This is a genomic window from Amycolatopsis sp. La24 (assembly GCF_029087445.1).
Lineage (GTDB): Bacteria > Actinomycetota > Actinomycetes > Mycobacteriales > Pseudonocardiaceae > Amycolatopsis > Amycolatopsis nivea.
The window spans coordinates 19,073-35,297 of sequence record NZ_JARACH010000061.1; the positions used below are offsets into that span (position 1 = coordinate 19,073).

Genomic DNA, 16,225 nt, shown 5'->3' on the forward strand with positions numbered 1-16,225 from the left:
GATCATTATCGTCAAACGGTGCTCCGGCGCAGGTCACTGGCCTCCGCGGGTCCCGCTGGGCGGTCCCCTGTCCCGACTTCGACCGCGGTTCGCGACGGCGGGCGGGTCACCAGGCTGACCGCCACGGTCACGATCAGGTTGACGACGAGCGCGGGCAATCCGACGACGGTGCCGGGCGGCATCGCGTGCGCGACGAGCGAACCGAGCGCGGGCACGCCGACGATCAGCCCGCCGCACAACGCACCCGCCGCCAGTCCGGGCGCGGTGACCCGGCGCCACAGCATCGAAAGGAACAGCGCGGGAGCGAGCTGGCCGACGGCGCTGTACACGTTCGTCATGATGCTCAACAGTTTTTCGTTGCTGTGCGCGACAAGAAGTACGGAAAGCGCAGTGAAAACGAGAACGCCGACGCGCATCGCAGTCAGCGACGAGGCCCATTTCTTCGACCGGGCCCCGAGCACGTTGCGGGTGAACAGGCTGCTGGCCGCGAGCACGAGCACCGCGGTCGGCACGAGCGCGACGAGAATGCCCGCGCCGCCGAGCAACCCGATGACCCATTCCGGATACTTCTCGCGCACGAAAATCAGCAGCGACGCGTTCGCCTGTTTGTCGGTCAGCTTCGGCAGCGCGAGCACCGCGGCGAGCGCGATCATCACGATCAGGACGTAGAACAGCGAATACAGCGGCTGGACGACTTGATTGCGGCGGATCGTCGCGACGTCCTTCGCGCTGTAGGACACCTGGAACATGTGCGGCAGCGCGAACGAGCCCAACGGCGTCAGCAGTAGGAAGCTCATCCACCACCAGGTGTTCGTGGCGGTCGAACCGTGGAGTCCGGGCAGTGTCGCGCCGTTCGGGTGCGCTTGTTTCATCGCGTCGAACACACCGAGCGGACCGCTCACGCCGGCCGCGTCCGCCGCGCCGATCGCGACCACGAGCAGGATCGCGATCAGCAGGACGTCCTTGACGATCGCGGTGAACGCGGCGCTGCGCATCCCGCCGACCAGCACGAACCCGGCGACCAGCACCCCGCCGGCGACGACGTAGACGAGTGACGGGACCTCTCTGCCGAACAGGCTCGCCAGGATCAGGCTGAGCCCGGTCAACTGGACCTGGGCGTACAGCAGCAGCGCGACGATCCCGAAGACCGCGATCAGGCCGCCGAACCAGCGGGCTTCGAAGCGGGTGGTGAAGTAGTCGGCCATGGTGACCAGGCCGTGCTGTTTGCCCGCGCGCCAGATTTTCGGCACCACCCAGTAGCCGACCGCCGCGGTCAGCACGACCGTGCCGAGGACGTAGAACCCGGGCGCGCCGTTGCTGAACACGCCCTGCGACGCGCCGAGCAGCGCGAACGTCGTGAAGGTTTCGCCGACCAGCAGGAACCAGAACAGCCAGGTGCCGAACCGGCGTCCGCCGACGGACCACTCCTGCAGATTCATCGCCCGGCCGCGCGCGGCGGCGACGGTGCCCCAGACGATCGAGCCGACCGCGATCAGGAGAGCGAGTGCCAGTGCCATCGCGCTACACCCGGTCCAGATCGCCGCGGCGGCGGTCGATCGCGTAGACGAGACCGATCGCGCCCGAGCCGATCAGCACGCCCGCGGTCATCCACACCAGCAGGAACGGGATCGAGCCGAAGACGTAGTCGATCCGGTTGACCAGGGGGATCGCCGCGACGCACCACACGAACGGGACGACGAGCAGAAGCCAATGCCAGCGGCGGCGGTTGCCTGGTGCGGTTCGGGTCATGATCGCTCCTCAGCTACCCACGTCGATGTGTTCAGCCTGGATGAATGTGCATCAGTGTGAGCGATGAATTGTGTCGCGTCAATGACGACAATCGTGGCGGCGCGAGAGAGGGTTGCGCAGTGGAAGTGCTCGCTGTTCACTGTGGCTGACGGCAGTTCTCGCGGAGGTGACTCGTGGATCCCGACCGGTTCCGTGCCCAGTTCCCCAGTTTGGCCGACACCACGCACCTGGCTTCGTGCAGCCAGGGCGCGGTTTCCACGCAGGTCACCGCGGCATTGGGGGAGCTGGCGTATTCGCTGCGCGACCAGGGTGCGCCGTGGGGCCCGTGGATGACCGAAGTCGAGCGTTTGCGCACCGCCGCGGCGGGTTTTCTCCACGCGCAGCCGGACGAGATCGCGTTGGTGCCCTCTGCGTCGCACGCCGCTTTTCAGGCGGTCAACGCGGTCGACTTCGACGACGGCGGCGTGATTGTGTCGATGGCGTCGGAGTTTCCCAGCGTCGGGCAGGTGCTGCACGCGCGACGTCCGGCACGCGAGCAGATGCGGTGGGTCAGCCAGGACGCGATGCGTTCGCTCGGAGTGATCGAGGCGTACCGGGCTCAGATCGATTCGTCGACTCGGCTCGTGTCGATCCCGTTCGCCTTGTACACCAACGGTTCCCTGCAACCGGTGAACGAAATCGCCAAACACGCGCGAGCCGTCGGGGCCCGAGTTTTAGTCGATGCCTACCAAGCGGTCGGTGTCGTCCCCGTCGACGTCACACAACTGGACTGCGACTATCTGGTCACCGGCACCCTCAAGTATTTGCTTGGCCTGCCCGGAATCGCGGTGCTGTTCGCCCGCAGCGGCGTCGAAGACCACCAGCCGCCGCGGATGACCGGCTGGTTCGGCCGCGTCGACCCGTTCGACTTCGACCCCGCGCTCCTCGACGTCCCGACCAGCGCCCGCCGTTTCGAATCCGGCACCCCCGGAATCCCCGCCGCCTACGCCGCCCGCGCAGGAATCGAAGTCCTCAGCCACCTCGATCCCGCGGCGGCCTGGGCCCATGTCGAACGCCTGGTCGCGGATACCACCGAACGCCTTACCGCTGCTGGCGAAACCCTGAACGGACCGGCCCCCGACGCTCGCCCCGGTCCGCAAGTCGCTCTGGTCGACGCCGATCCCGTTGCCCTGGCGGATTTCCTCGCCGCGCGCCGCATCGTCACCGCGCCGCGCGGATCGAACCTGCGGATCTCCTTCCACTGCTACAACACCACCGACGACATCGACCGCCTGTGCACGGCGCTCGCGGAATACCGGAGGCAAGCATGATCCTCACCGCCGCGCGGCTCTTGACTGACGCGTCCGCCCCGCTGGTCCACGACGCCGCCGTCGCCGTCTCGGACGGTGTGATCACCTATGCCGGACCCCGGAATTCCGGTCCGGACGGCCCGGTGACCGACCTCGGCGACGTCACCCTGATGCCCGGATTGATCGACTGTCACGTCCACCTCTGCCAGGACCCGGGTTCCGGCGAAGTCAGCCTGGAAATGCCCAGCGATGACGACGTGCTGAGCCGCCGGATGATCGCCAACGCGCAGCGATTGCTCGACGCCGGAGTCACCACCGCCCGCGATCTTGGCGCACCCGGCACCCTGGGCACCCGCGTACGAGACCTGCTTGCCGCCGCCCCGAACGCCACCCCGCGAATCCTCGCCGCGAACGCCCCGATCACCGTCACCAACGGTCATGCCGCGTCCATGGGCGGCATCGCGGACGGCGTCGACCAGGTCCGCGCGAGGGTCAAACAGCACGCGGAGGACGGCGTCGACCTGATCAAAGTCATGACCACCGGCGGCTTCATGACCCCCGGCAGTCATCCGGCGCAAGCGCGCTACACCGTGGATGAGCTGACCGCGTTGGTGTCCGAAGCACACGACCGTTCCCTGCCGGTCACGACGCACGCGCTGGGCGTCGAAGGCATCGAGCGAGCCGTACTCGCCGGGGTCGACTGCATCGAACACTGCGGCTGGGTCACCCGTACCGGTACGGAATTCGATCCGCGTATCGCCGAGATGATCGTTTCCCGCGGAATCGCCGTGAGCCCGACCATGAATACCGCTTGCACCGCAGCGGACTACATGTGCCCTTGGGACGAACGCGACGCCGTGGTCGGCAACCTGCGCGCGCTGATCGCCTTAGGTGCCATCATCGTCGCCGGAACGGACGCCGGGATCCCGCTCGTGCACTTCGAACGCTACGCCGACTGCCTGGACACCTTCGCCGAAGCCGGAATGACTCCGCGCCAAGCGATCGCCAGTGCCACCTCCGTCGCCGCTCGCGTGTGCGGCCTGTCGGACGTGACCGGTCGATTGGCACCCGGCCTCCGCGCGGACGTGATCGCGGTGGACGGCGACCCGACCGAGTCGCTGGCTTCGCTGCATCACCCGCGTTTCGTCCTGGCGGACGGTCTTCGCCACGAAATCCGCAACACCGACCTGGGAACGGGCGATTCGGCCGCGCGGGAGCGCATCCGCCGAAACCTCGAGCAGGGGGCCGGACGATGACAGACTGAAGATCCGCTGACGGAAGGGATCCAATGCTGTTCGACTGGACGCCACAGGCGGTCGTCTTCGACTGCGACGGACTGCTGATGGACACCGAACCCTGCTGGTCGGTCGGCGAAACGGAGCTTTTCGCCCGCCGCGGACTCCCGTTCGGACCGGAGCAGAAGGCGCTGGTCATCGGCAAATCGCTCGCCGCGGCGGCCGACACCATGGCCGAGGTTTTCGGCGAACCGGGCAACGGTCCCGCGATCGCGGACGAGTTGCTGGCCATGGTGACCGACGTGGTGTCCGCGAAAGCCGAAGCGATGCCCGGTGCCCACGAACTGGTCGAACTGGCCGCCGCCGCGGTGCCGGTCGCGGTGGCCAGCAACTCGCCGCGCGCTCTCCTGGAAGCCGCGTTGAAGCGAGGCGGCTTCGAGTTCTCGATCAGCGTGGCTGCCGACGAGGTCGTCGCGCCGAAGCCAGCTCCGGAGATCTACCTGACGTCCTGCGCCCGGCTCGGCGTGGCTCCGGATTCGGCCCTCGCCTTTGAGGACTCGATGACCGGCCTTCGGTCCGCCCGCGCCGCCGGCGTGCCAGTGGTCGGGGTCCCGACGTTGTCCGGCACCGAGTTTCCCGCCGACGTCGTGGTCCCGTCCTTGCGCGACGCGGACCTCCTGGCCTGGATCCGGCGGTGGCGGTAACCACGCGTCCGCCCGCGTGAAGACCCGCCCGTCTCGTGATTGACTGGCCGGCATGGCCGTACTTCCGCATCCGCGTATTCGAGGTCCGCAGTGACCTCCGAACCGGCTGCGGCGACCCGTCCGCGCAATCGCAAGCAGCTCATCGTCGAAGCGGCGGGCCGCGCCTTCAGCGAGCGCGGCTACCACGCGGCGTCGATGGAGGAGATCGCCGCCGCCGTCGGGATCACCGCCGCGGCGCTGTACCGGCATTTCCCGAACAAGTACGCCCTCTTCACCGAGTGCGCCAACGTGATGGCAGACCGCCTCGTCGCCGCCCTCGACGCGGTGCCCGCTGACGCACCAGCCGCGGCCGTCCTTCGTCCGCTGGCCCAGGTCACGGTCGCCCACCGCGAGTCCGGCGGCCTGTACCGCTGGGAAGCCCGCTACCTCGACCGACCGGACCGGCGCGTGCTGAGCGCGAAATTCGCCAAGGTCGTCGCGCGCGTGACCGAGGTAGTGCAGCCGTCCCCGGACGCGGACCTCCGGGCCGTAGCCGCACTCGGCGCGATCGGCTCGATCACCATGCACCGCACGTCGATCGCCCACCATCGCGCCGAGAACTTGCTGACCGAATCCGCCCTCCGCCTCGCCACGTCGACGATCACGCCGACCGCGCCCTCGGTGGAGCTGCCCGCCCAGCCCGTCGCACGGACCCGCCGCGCGCAGATCCTCGCCGCCGCGGTGCCGTTGTTCGAGCGCGACGGATTCGCGACCGTCACGAACGCCCGCATCGCCGAAGCCGTGGGCATAGTGCCTTCCGCGCTGTACCGCCATTTCCCCAACAAAGCCGAAATCCTGGCGGCAGCCTGCCTGCAAGCCGCAGGACTCCTGTCTCAAGCCGTAGAACAAAACCTCCACGGCACCACCGGCGCGCAAGCTCTGCCCGTTCTGGCCGCGACGTACGTGGCGTACAGCTTCGAACACACCGCACTGACCAACGTCGCCGCCGCCGAACTGGGCGGCCTGCCCGCCGCGTTGCAACGCCCGCTGATCCTCGCCCAACGCGAGCACATCGCTGTCTGGGAACAACAACTCCGCCTGGCCCTGCCCGAGTTGGACGCGCACCAAGCCCGCGTGCTGGTGCACGCGGGCTTCGGCGCAGTAGTCGAAACCGGCCGGCGGCTGCGGTGGGAGGACACTCCCGGCCACCGCGCCGCCGCTACCGCTTTCCTGTTGAGCGCACTGGGTCTCTAGGCTCCCGGCCGATTCGCCGTCGGAAGCGTGATCGGCGTCTGCGTCGGCGAGGTCCCGTTGTTGAGGTACAGCATCGAAATGCCGCGCACGAACTGATCGAAGAGATAGAAACTGCCCGGCATGATCTTGGACGCCCCTTCCCGGAACGCCACATAGGCAGGCCATTCGATCCGCACCAACGCCGCCTGCGCGTAGTCGCGGGGGAGTCCGAGCCAATCGCCCATCTGGTCGTTGAGCAGATACCGCACCAGTTCGTTGACGAACCCGGAATCGAGCCCGAGCGTCGGATTCTCGATATACCCGAGCAACGTCTTCGCCAGGCTGACCCCTTCCTCGGTCGGCCCGAGCACCGGCCACAACATTTGCTGCGCCTGCGCTTCCGCGTCCGCCCACGTCTGCGGAATGAACTGCTCCTGGACGCCGAGCAGATGCAGCGCGACCTGCCATGCATGCAGATCAGCGTCCTGCTCCGCCGTCGACAACGCGATGTGCCACTTAAGCATGTTGCTGCGCGCGAAGGTCGCCACGGAATGGAACGTCCGCAGAATGTCCCCGTTGCTGATCGGCTTGGGCTGATCCGCGCCCGCCTGGTACTTCGCCGACGTCGGCAGCAAATTCCGCACCGCCGCGTGCACGAGGCGAGTCTTGTTGGCCGTAACGACAAAATGCCCGTCCGGCGCCCAAGCTTTGGAGTTGTGCAGGTCGTAGCCGAAGGTGAACGTCTTGGCCGCCCGCTGCTTCATGTCCGCGCCGCCGGCCGACCAGTAAACCGCCCGCGCCTCCCGCGGAATGACGGTGCTCATGATCCCGCTGCCGAGCGTCTCCGAGACGAACAGATAACTGCTCAACCGCGTATAAAGCTTCTCCGACGCGGCAAGCTTCGCCGGATCCGCCCACGACGGCAGCTTGTTGACCTGCTGCAGATACGCCACCAGATAGTCCGGCATGCCGGCGGGCAACGGCGCGTCGTTGTCGATCCAGCCCTCCCAGGCCTTGTTGACCGCCGCTACTTTGCCCTCGGCCAGCAACGCCTTGGCGACCGCGTCCGCGCTGTCGTCCCACACCTGGAACGGATCGGCCCCCGTCCCGCTCCCGGCGATGGACCCCTTGCTCGACCAAGCCCACGCGGTGCCGGTGGTGCCCGCCATCCCCGCGATGCCCAACGCCGCGCCGAGGGTCAGCACCTTCCTTCTGCTGAGATTCTCCATGTACTTGTCTGCCTCTCTGGTAGGCGTCGTTGCCATCCCATCACCGGCCAGGGGCTGCTCGCCGACCCCTGTCGACAGTCTCGGAAGAAGTGATTTCTCATTAACATAACGGCGCCGGACAGCTGGTGGCAAGAGGTGTCGCCGCTCCGGATCACCGACCGGTCGGGGACGCTCGCTGGCACCGGCATCAGCGGATGCGGTCCGGATCATGGGCGCGGATCGCGCGGGCAGGAACCCCGGACGTCGGTCCGGGGCCAGTCAGGACAGCCGGGGCGCTCGCCCGCGTGGGCTCAGCGCCGCCGCTTCTTGCGCGATTTGTTCGAAGACCGGGAAACCCCGGCCAGCGGATGCACCGTCGCGCGTCCGGGCCGCGGACGCGCGAACACTTCCCGAAGCTCCGCTAATCCCGTCGCGTCGGGATGGCCGCAGGCGAGCACGTTCGCGGTCAAGCTGCGGGCTTCGTCGGGCGGGAGCGTGGCGAGAGTGTCGGCGACCGCGTCGGGCCCGCCGGTTTCGAGCAGGTGAATGAAGTGCTCGGCCACGCCGCGCAGCGCTTCCTGCTCGCCGAGTTCCTCCATCGAGAACTCGCCGTCGTCGATGAGAAGCTGCTCGGCGATCGGCCCGAGCTGCCAGTCGTGGCACAGTTCCCGCAGCACTGCGGTGCGGTCGGGAAGAGCCTGGACGAGCACGTCGAGCATCGCTCGCGCGCGGGTGCGGAACGGGCTGCGGCGGACGGCGGCCAGCAGGAGCGGCAGCGCGAGTTCCCGCCCTCCGCGGACGGCCATCCATCCGGTCAACTCCGCTTTCGCGGCCTCCGGGGGGGGGTAGTGCTCGGAGAGCAAGCCGAGCAACCCGGCGGGTTCGGCGTCGGACAGCTCCCCGATCAGCGGGGCGTGGCGGCCTTCGGCGACCATGCGGGCGCGGACCGCCCGAGCCGCCAACGGAGTCAGGCTGACCAGGTCGGTGCTTTCACCGGAAAGCGCGGTCCGCAGGCGGGCATCGGTGTCCGGCGGAAACCCGGCGGGCCCGTCCGGGCCGAGATCGGCACGGAAAATCGGATCGGGCGCACCGGTCGTGAGCGTGACCGCGCCGAAGTCCGCGAGCGTGGCGAACACCCGGCGCAGATCGGCGCCGATTCCGTGACGCGTCTCCGGATCGTCCGGGTCCTCAAGCCAGACGGCTTCGAGGAAGGACAGCCAGACGGTTTCCTCGAGCCGGACCACCGGCATCGGTTCGGGAAAGCCGTAAAGAGTGTTGAGCACGTCCGGCAGCACGATGTCGATGATTTCGCCGAACAGCACGGTGTACTGCGGCACCCAGCGTCCTTGCACGACGAGTTCGGGGGAGGGCAGTGCGTCGAACGCCGCGATCCAGAGAGCGAGACTGTCCCGGAGCAGGCGCGCGTTCTTCGCGACGCGCACCAGCTTGCCCTTGACCGCCCGGACGACGCGGATCTCTTTCGCCAGCTCGACCAGTCCGGCCAGCACGGGCAGGTCGGCGCTGCTCTGGGTCCGGAAAACCCGGTCGCCGATCGTCGGATCGATCCGGTCGCCAGTGCCCAGCAGGTCCACCAGTTCGCGCGCATCGGCCAGTTTCAGCTGGCCGGTCGAGGTCAGCGCCCGGCCGTCGCCGACCCATTCGACCAGTGCGCGCAACCGGGCGACGACCGGTGTCCGCTCGGCTGCCTCCGCGAGCTCCGCGTCCGGCGGAAGCGACACCGGCAGCTGCGGCACCGCACGTTCAGGCTGGCCGCCGTCGAGGAGGTGCCGGGCGGCGATCTCTTCGAGAACTGCTTCGTCGAAGTCGACGTTCCCCGCACGAACTTCGTCGAGAAAGCGTTCCATGGCAGCGTTGTCCGTGGGATCGATGCCCTGCCGGAGCGCGTTCATGACCCAGAACTTGGCCACGCCGAAGTTCCGTTCGTCGGCCATCGCGGCGGCGAATCCGTAGCTGGCGTTCACCGCCGCGGCGTCGAGGTCGGTCAGCGGATCACCCGTGGGGTCGGCGAGTTCGTTCGCGTGCAGCCAGCGCAGGAACAGCCGCAGATCTTCCGGGACGCCGGCCGCGTCCTCGGGAGCGGCCGACAGCGTCCGAGGCGTGTAGGACAACAGGAATTCCGCGACCAGACCTGTCGTCCAGTAGCCCAGCCGACCGTCGATGCTGTGGTGCCGGAAGTTCAGCGCCGATTCCACTGTCAGCGGATCGACGTGCTCGTCATCGGCCGCGCAGCGCCGGACCAGCAGGGCCTTGGCCGCCTCGAACGCGTCGGCGTCCTCGGGTTCGAAATACATGCGCACGGTGGTTTACCGTCCTTGCCGGTCCGAAGCGGTCACGTTGGCAGAGTAGGGCGTGCCTGCCCGGGCCCGCGAAGCACCGTGGAACGCGTCTCCGGTCAGGCGCAACAACCCTCTGGTTTGGCCGCCTCGTCGGACGTGCAGCACGTGGCGAGCGCGGCACTGTCGGAGCCGTACGTCTGGGAATCCGCCTTGACGGTGTAGACCTCCCAAGGCTCCTGCCCGGGACCGTGCACCCACATCTTGTCCTGCACGGCGTAGCAGCAGGTCGTGTTGTCCTCGGTCAGTGTCTCCAGGCCTTCCCCGGTGAGCCGCTTGCTGGCCTCGTTGACCTCGTCGGTTGATTCGACCTCGACGCCGAGGTGGTCCAAGACGGTGTTCTGTCCCGGCTCGCCCTCCAGCAGCACGAGCTTGAGCGCGGGCTCCGCGACGGCGAAGTTGGCGTAACCCGGCCGGAGCTTGGCCGGTTCGACGCCGAACAGCTTTGAGTAGAAGTCGATCGAACCAGCCAGGTCACCGACCCGCAGGGCGAGCTGAACTCGAGACATCGGCACTCCTTGAATAGATGGTTGTCGAAACAGGATGGACCTAGATTGCTGTCTATCTAGAGATCTGTCAAGATAGACGTATGTCGAAGCAAATCCTGCTGGCGGCGATCAGCGCGTGCTGTACCCCGTTGGCGCGCGAACCGCTGTCCGAGGATCAGGCCGCGGAGCTGTCGAAGCTGTTCAAGGCGATGTCCGACCCGGTGCGGCTGCGGCTGCTGTCGCTGATCGCGTCCCACGCGGGCGGGGAAGCGTGCGTCTGCGACCTGACCGACGCGTTCGACCTGACCGGTCCCACGATCTCCCATCACCTGAAGGTGCTCCGCGAATCCGGCTTGATCACCGGGGAGCGGCGCGGCACCTGGGTCTACTACCGCGTCCACCCGGAGGTCCTGGCCCGGCTCTCGGCCGTGCTCGTCCCGAGCGACGCGGAGGCGCTGGCATGACGGCGGAAACCGGCGTCGTCGGCAAACTGTCCACTTTGGACCGCTTTCTCCCGGTGTGGATCGCCGCCGCGATGGTGCTCGGGCTGCTGGCCGGCCGGTGGATTCCGGGGTTGAACACCGTGTTGTCCGCGGTGGAGGTCGACGGGATCTCGCTGCCGATCGCGCTCGGGCTGCTCGTGATGATGTACCCGGTGCTGGCGAAAGTCCGCTACGACCGGCTCGGCAGCGTGACCGCGGACCGGCGGCTGCTGTGGCCGTCGCTGGTGCTGAACTGGCTGATCGGCCCGGCGCTGATGTTCGCGCTCGCCTGGCTGCTGCTGCCCGACCTGCCGGAATACCGGACCGGGCTGATCATCGTCGGCCTTGCCCGCTGCATCGCGATGGTGATCATCTGGAACGACCTCGCCTGCGGCGACCGGGAAGCCGCCGCCGTGCTGGTCGCGCTCAACTCGGTGTTCCAGGTCGTCATGTTCGGCGTCCTCGGCTGGTTCTACCTCGCCGTGCTGCCCGGATGGCTCGGCCTGCCGCAAGCCGATCTGAGCGTTTCCGCGTGGCAGATCGCCAAGAGCGTGCTGGTGTTCCTGGGCATCCCGCTGCTCGCCGGCTACCTTTCCCGGCGGCTTGGCGAGCGCGCGAAGGGCCGCACCTGGTACGAATCCCGGTTCCTGCCGAAGGTCGGCCCAGTCGCGTTGTACGGGCTGCTGTTCACCATCGTGGTCCTGTTCGCGTTGCAGGGAGACCAGATCACCAGCCGCCCGCTCGACGTCGCCCGGATCGCGCTGCCGCTGTTGGTCTACTTCGGACTCATGTGGGCGGGCTCCTACGCGCTCGGCAAGGCGGTCGGCCTGTCGTACGAGCGGACCACAACCCTGGCGTTCACCGCGGCGGGCAACAACTTCGAGCTCGCCATCGCGGTCGCGATCGCCACGTTCGGCGCCACGAGCGGGCAGGCGCTCGCCGGAGTGGTCGGGCCGCTCATCGAAGTCCCGGTCCTTGTCGCGCTGGTCTACGTGTCGCTCGCGCTTCGCCGCCGATTCGCGACCGCGGCGGTTGCGTCATGAGCGTCCCCGAAGTGCTCTTCGTGTGCGTCCACAACGCCGGGCGTTCGCAGATGGCGGCCGGGTTGCTGCACCATCACGCGCGCGGCAAGGTCGTCGTCCGGTCCGCCGGCTCCGCGCCGGCCGACACGGTCAACCCCGCCGTCGTCGCGGTCATGGCCGAGCTCGGCATCGACCTGTCCCGCGAATTCCCCAAACCCTTGACCGTCGAGGGCGTCCAGTCGGCGGACGTCGTCATCACCATGGGCTGCGGCGACGCCTGCCCGGTCTTCCCCGGCAAGCGTTACCTGGACTGGCAGCTCGACGACCCGGCAGGCCTCCCGGCCGAGCAGGTCCGCCCCATTCGCGACGAGATCGACCGCCGGGTCCGGGCACTGCTCGCCGAGCTAGCCAACTGAGCCCTTCATCGTCTATCGTCGATGGACGATGAAGGGGGTGCCGTGTTGGACCGAGCCGAGGCGGAGACCTACGCCGGATGGTTCCGCGCGCTCGCGGATCCGACGCGCGTCCAGATCCTGCACCTGATCGCCTCCGCGGATCGCCCGCTGTCGGTCGGCGAAATCGTCGAGCAGGTAAGCGTGAGCCAATCGACCGTCTCAGCGCATCTGAAGATCCTCACCGAAGCTCGGTTCGTCCTCGTGCAGCCGCACGGCACCGCGCGGTTGTACCGGGTGAACGAGCGGTGTTTGTCCTGCTTCCCCAGCGCGGCCGACGTCGTCATGGGCCGCGCCGCCGTCCCCTTCGCCGACATCGCTTGCGAGGTACCGAGATGAGTCCAGATCAGGACGCGGTCCGGGAACGCTACGCCAACGCCGCACGACGAGCGCTGGCCGGCGAAGCCACCGGAGAACTCGGCGCACTGCACTACGCCGGGGAAGACGTCCCCGAAACCGTGGCAGCCACCAGCCTCGGCTGCGGAAACCCCCTCGCCGTCGCCGACCTGCGCCCCGGCGAAACTGTCCTCGACCTCGGCTCCGGTGGTGGCCTGGATGTCCTGCTTTCCGCGCGGCGTGTTGGACCCGCCGGCCGCGCCATCGGCCTCGACATGACCGACGAAATGCTAGCTCTCGCCCGGCGACAGGCCGCGCAGGCGGAGGTCGCGAATGTCGAGTTCGTCAAGGGCACGATCGAAGCCATTCCCTTGCCTGACAACACTGTCGACGTCGTGATCTCCAACTGCGTCATCGCCCTGTCGCCGGACAAACCGGCTGTGTTCGCGGGAGTCGCACGCGTGCTGCGTCCTGGCGGCCGCCTCGGCGTGACCGACCTCCTCGCCGAGGAAACGCTGACCGCGGCGGAGCGCGCAGCCGCCGACGAGGAATGCCTCGGCGGAGCACTGACCGCGGACGATTACCGAGCCTTGCTCCACGCCGCGGGTCTCGTGGACGTGGACATCCGGCGTACGCACGAGGTCGGAAACAAGCTGTACTCGGCGATCATCCGCGCCAGCAAGCCTCACTGACGAAGCAGCGGTCCCACTCCCGGAACCCGCGTGATTTCGTCCGCGAGAAAGTCCCGCAAAAGCCGCACCCGCGTCAGCTCCGCCCGCTCCGGCACGACGAGCAGATTCACCGGCACCGGCGCGCAACCGTACTCAGGCAGCACCGCCCGCAGTGCTCCGTCGCGCAGAAGGTCGTCCACCAGCCACCGCGGCACGGGCGCGATTCCGCGTCCAGCAACGAGCGCTTCCCTAGCCGCGAGACCGTGATCGACTCGAAGCCGAGGCGTGAAGGTCGCGACGTGCTCCGTGCCCTGCTCGTCGATCAGCGTCAACTCGCCGCTCTTGGCGACGCTGGTCCGGCGAATCACGTCGTGCGACGAGAGATCTTCCGGCGACTCAGGCGTTCCGCGCCGCGCGAGATAATCGGGTGACGCGACCAGAATCTGATGCGCCATCCCGAGCGGACGCAGGCGCAGTTCGCTGTCCGGCTGCGGCCCGAGCTGAATCGCGATGTCCACGCCGTCGCGGATCAGGTCCGAGCGTTCGTCGGTGAGGACGAAGTCGACGCGAATGTCCGGATAGCGATCCTGGAAGCCGAAGATCAACCGGCTCAGGTGCATCACTCCGAAGAAGGCCGAACACGAGATCCGCACTTTCCCGGACGCGCCGGTCCTGGCGTCTTCGACCTCCTGTTGAGCCTGTTCGACCAGCCGGAGGATCTCCATGGCACGGGCGTAATAGCGGCGGCCCTCGTCGGTCAGCGAAATGCTCCTGGTGGTGCGGCTGAACACGGAGACCCCGAGCGCCTCCTCCAGGTCGCCGACATGCCGGGTGACGGTGGACTGCCCGACGCCGAGATCCCGGGCCACCGCGGAGAAACTGCCGCTTTCGGCGACCCGGACGAACGTGCGCATGCGGTCGAGCGTGACTTCTGGCTTATGCATCGCGTGGATGAATCCTCTCCGCCGACGAGGCTAAATGAATCGCCCGCCCGCGGCTACCGTCGAAATTCCGACGGAAAGAAGCGGAGAATGCCCATGGGACCCGTACGGGCTTGGCCGGACGGCAAGAAGGTCGCGGTGAAGATCTGCGTCGCGCTCGAGTCGTGGTCCGACGGCCACTGGCCGGTCTACGCGCCGATGGCCGCCGCCTGGCCGCTGCCCGGCGTGGAGTGCCGGCACAGCATGTCGTGGGCCGAATACGGGGCGACGACCGGAGTGTGGCGGCTGCTCGAAATCCTGGACCGGCACGACCTGCCTGCCACCTTCGGCGTCAGCGGCCTTCTCGCCGAGCGGCACCCCGAACCGGTGCTCGCCGCACACGCCGCCGGACACGAGATCGCCGCGCATTCCTACGCCCAGGGCGTCATTCCCGGACAGCTCGGCCCCGACGCCGAAGCGGAAAACATCAACCGCTGCACCGAAATCCTGCGAGACATCACCGCCTCCCGGCCCACCGGCTGGCTCAGCCCGCGCGCCACCGAATCCCGCCGCACTCCGGACCTGCTCGCCGCGTCCGGCTACGTCTGGTCCGGCGACCACAGCGACCAGGATTTGCCGTACGTCACGAACACGTCCGCGGGCCCCTTGGTCTACTTGATGCACAGCGACTTCACCGACGTACGCGGCGTCATGGCGGGCCCGCGCGCATACCGGGACATCCACGTCGACTTTCTCGATTACCTCCTCCGCCAGCCGACCCCAGGAATCCTCAACCTGACCGTCCACGCCCACGTCGGCGGACGCTCCCTGTTCGCCGACCAATTCGACCAGCTGCTCCAGGAAGTCGCCCTCCGCCGAGACGACCTCTGGATCGCCACCCACCACGAACTCGCCGAGCACGTGCTCGAGAAGGCCGCGTCATGACCCACACCCTCGTCATCGGCGGAACCGGAGCCATGGGCAGCCGCGTCGTCACCCGGCTCCTCGCCGATACCGACGACGAAGTCACCGTGCTCACCCGCGACCCAGATTCACGGCGCGCGACAGCCCTTTCCCACGACCGAGTGCGGTTATTCCGAGGCGACGCAAGCGATCCGCGAAGCATCGAGCGCGCGCTGAACGGCGTCTCCCGAGTCTTCTGCAACACCGATTTCTTCTCCACGCAAAGCCCGCTCGCCGAGTTCACGCAAGGCACGAGCATCCTCGAAGCAGCCCGACAACACGGCGTCGACCGATTCGTGTGGTCTTCGCTAGACAGTGCCGCGACGCTCACCGCCGGCCGCGTTCTCGTGCCGCACTACGAAGCCAAAGCCGCCGTCGCCGCACACATCCAGCTGCACCGATCCGAAGAAATGATGCGCCACGAACCGGACGGCTGGTATTCCGAGCACGTCTCGATCCTGGTGACCTCGCCGTACTTCGAGAACCTCCAGTCCCGCCTGTCCCCCGAGGGCGACGAGGCCGTGGTGTTCACCCTCCCGCTCGGCACCGGCCGGTACCCGATGATCGCCCTGTCCGACATCGCCTGGTTCGCAGTACACATGCTGGAACACTGGCAATCCTGGGGCGCACGCGATCTGGCCGTCTCCGCGGACAGCCTCACCGGCACCGAAATCGCCGCGACCTTCGAGCGAGTCACCGGAACCCCTGCCCGCTACCAGGATCTCCCGCTCGACACCCTGCGGATCGAGATCCCCGACGTCGGCCACGACTACGCCGGAATGTTCGGTTTCTTCCAGCAACACGACGTCGCCGCTCACGATCGTGATCTCGCCCTGTTGCGCCGCCTCCACCCCGGCCTGATGACCTTCGAAGACTGGCTGCACCGAACCGGCTGGGACGGCAGCCGCCGCGAGGTCCAGCAGTTCCGGCCTCGCCCTCGTGGCAGGCTCGCTCACTGCCCTGGACCTCGTGACTGACTCCGCCCGCCGTACCGCCCTCCATCGGAACACCGCTCGCTTCCGCGACCAGCTGACGGCTGCTGGCTTTTGCCTCTTGCCCGGCGGAACATCCCATCGTGCCAATGATGTTCGGCGACGCGGCCGAGGCCGTCCGCGTCGCGGAATGCGGGGACGAAGCAGA

17 protein-coding genes are annotated in these 16,225 nt (G+C 67.9%); 11 read left to right on the forward strand and 6 right to left on the reverse strand.

What is annotated here, in order from left to right; genetic code table 11:
• Positions 1–11: 11 nt before the first annotated feature.
• A complete protein-coding gene (locus PUT80_RS37125; protein WP_275294908.1) occupies positions 12–1,517 on the reverse strand; it encodes a sodium:solute symporter family protein in 1,506 nt (501 codons plus the stop codon).
• A 4-nt stretch (positions 1,518–1,521) separates the two neighbouring features.
• A complete protein-coding gene (locus tag PUT80_RS37130; RefSeq protein WP_275294909.1) occupies positions 1,522–1,749 on the reverse strand; it encodes a DUF3311 domain-containing protein in 228 nt (75 codons plus the stop codon).
• 173 nt (positions 1,750–1,922) lie between these two features.
• On the opposite strand from PUT80_RS37130, the gene PUT80_RS37135 reads away from it, so the two are divergent.
• From PUT80_RS37135 to PUT80_RS37150, 4 genes are all read left to right on the forward strand, one after another.
• Positions 1,923–3,059, forward strand: coding sequence for an aminotransferase class V-fold PLP-dependent enzyme (locus PUT80_RS37135; protein WP_275294910.1), 1,137 nt, complete (start codon positions 1,923–1,925; stop codon positions 3,057–3,059).
• Positions 3,056–4,294 carry an amidohydrolase family protein gene (locus PUT80_RS37140; protein ID WP_275294911.1) on the forward strand — a complete coding sequence of 413 codons (1,239 nt, stop codon included), beginning with the start codon at positions 3,056–3,058 and terminating at the stop codon, positions 4,292–4,294. The genes PUT80_RS37135 and PUT80_RS37140 overlap by 4 nt, the downstream gene beginning before the upstream one ends.
• Before the next feature lie 32 nt (positions 4,295–4,326).
• The gene (locus tag PUT80_RS37145; RefSeq protein ID WP_275294912.1) at positions 4,327–4,977 is read left to right on the forward strand and encodes an HAD family phosphatase; all 651 of its coding nucleotides are present in this window, start codon (positions 4,327–4,329) and stop codon (positions 4,975–4,977) included.
• A 90-nt stretch (positions 4,978–5,067) separates the two neighbouring features.
• Positions 5,068–6,210: a TetR/AcrR family transcriptional regulator gene (locus tag PUT80_RS37150; RefSeq protein ID WP_275294913.1), complete on the forward strand. Its 1,143-nt coding sequence runs from the start codon at positions 5,068–5,070 to the stop codon at positions 6,208–6,210.
• Here the strand turns inward: PUT80_RS37150 and PUT80_RS37155 are convergent.
• The 3 genes from PUT80_RS37155 to PUT80_RS37165 form a co-directional block, all read right to left on the reverse strand.
• On the reverse strand, positions 6,207–7,418 hold the full coding sequence (locus PUT80_RS37155) for an oxygenase MpaB family protein (protein ID WP_275294914.1): 1,212 nt from the start codon (positions 7,416–7,418) through the stop codon (positions 6,207–6,209). The two genes, PUT80_RS37150 and PUT80_RS37155, sit on opposite strands and share 4 nt — an antisense overlap.
• Positions 7,419–7,708: 290 nt before the next feature.
• Complete coding sequence (locus PUT80_RS37160; RefSeq protein WP_275294915.1) at positions 7,709–9,709, reverse strand: hypothetical protein; 2,001 nt, start codon at positions 9,707–9,709, stop codon at positions 7,709–7,711.
• A 101-nt stretch (positions 9,710–9,810) separates the two neighbouring features.
• Entirely contained in the window at positions 9,811–10,260 is a 450-nt protein-coding gene (locus tag PUT80_RS37165; RefSeq protein WP_275294916.1) for an ArsI/CadI family heavy metal resistance metalloenzyme, read from the reverse strand.
• Positions 10,261–10,340: 80 nt separating this feature from the next.
• Here PUT80_RS37165 and PUT80_RS37170 point away from each other — a divergent pair, with 80 nt between their 5' ends.
• Genes PUT80_RS37170 through PUT80_RS37190 form a run of 5 tightly spaced genes read left to right on the forward strand, consistent with a single transcriptional unit; the run spans position 10,341 to position 13,223 of the window.
• Complete coding sequence (locus PUT80_RS37170; protein ID WP_037818267.1) at positions 10,341–10,703, forward strand: metalloregulator ArsR/SmtB family transcription factor; 363 nt, start codon at positions 10,341–10,343, stop codon at positions 10,701–10,703.
• Positions 10,700–11,764 carry an ACR3 family arsenite efflux transporter gene (gene arsB / locus PUT80_RS37175; RefSeq protein WP_037818268.1) on the forward strand — a complete coding sequence of 355 codons (1,065 nt, stop codon included), beginning with the start codon at positions 10,700–10,702 and terminating at the stop codon, positions 11,762–11,764. Before PUT80_RS37170 ends, arsB begins: the two co-directional genes overlap by 4 nt.
• The gene (locus PUT80_RS37180) at positions 11,761–12,159 is read left to right on the forward strand and encodes an arsenate reductase ArsC (RefSeq protein WP_238608440.1); all 399 of its coding nucleotides are present in this window, start codon (positions 11,761–11,763) and stop codon (positions 12,157–12,159) included. The genes arsB and PUT80_RS37180 overlap by 4 nt, the downstream gene beginning before the upstream one ends.
• A 42-nt stretch (positions 12,160–12,201) precedes the next feature.
• Positions 12,202–12,534: a metalloregulator ArsR/SmtB family transcription factor gene (locus PUT80_RS37185; protein ID WP_037818270.1), complete on the forward strand. Its 333-nt coding sequence runs from the start codon at positions 12,202–12,204 to the stop codon at positions 12,532–12,534.
• Positions 12,531–13,223: a methyltransferase domain-containing protein gene (locus tag PUT80_RS37190; protein ID WP_275294917.1), complete on the forward strand. Its 693-nt coding sequence runs from the start codon at positions 12,531–12,533 to the stop codon at positions 13,221–13,223. Before PUT80_RS37185 ends, PUT80_RS37190 begins: the two co-directional genes overlap by 4 nt.
• Here PUT80_RS37190 and PUT80_RS37195 read toward each other — a convergent pair.
• Positions 13,217–14,146: a LysR family transcriptional regulator gene (locus PUT80_RS37195; RefSeq protein WP_275294918.1), complete on the reverse strand. Its 930-nt coding sequence runs from the start codon at positions 14,144–14,146 to the stop codon at positions 13,217–13,219. The genes PUT80_RS37190 and PUT80_RS37195 overlap by 7 nt on opposite strands.
• 87 nt (positions 14,147–14,233) lie before the next feature.
• Here PUT80_RS37195 and PUT80_RS37200 point away from each other — a divergent pair, with 87 nt between their 5' ends.
• Both PUT80_RS37200 and PUT80_RS37205 read left to right on the forward strand, forming a co-directional pair.
• Entirely contained in the window at positions 14,234–15,067 is an 834-nt protein-coding gene (locus PUT80_RS37200) for a polysaccharide deacetylase family protein (protein ID WP_275294919.1), read from the forward strand.
• Entirely contained in the window at positions 15,064–16,062 is a 999-nt protein-coding gene (locus tag PUT80_RS37205; protein WP_275294920.1) for an NmrA/HSCARG family protein, read from the forward strand. The genes PUT80_RS37200 and PUT80_RS37205 overlap by 4 nt, the downstream gene beginning before the upstream one ends.
• Positions 16,063–16,225: the final 163 nt, after the last annotated feature.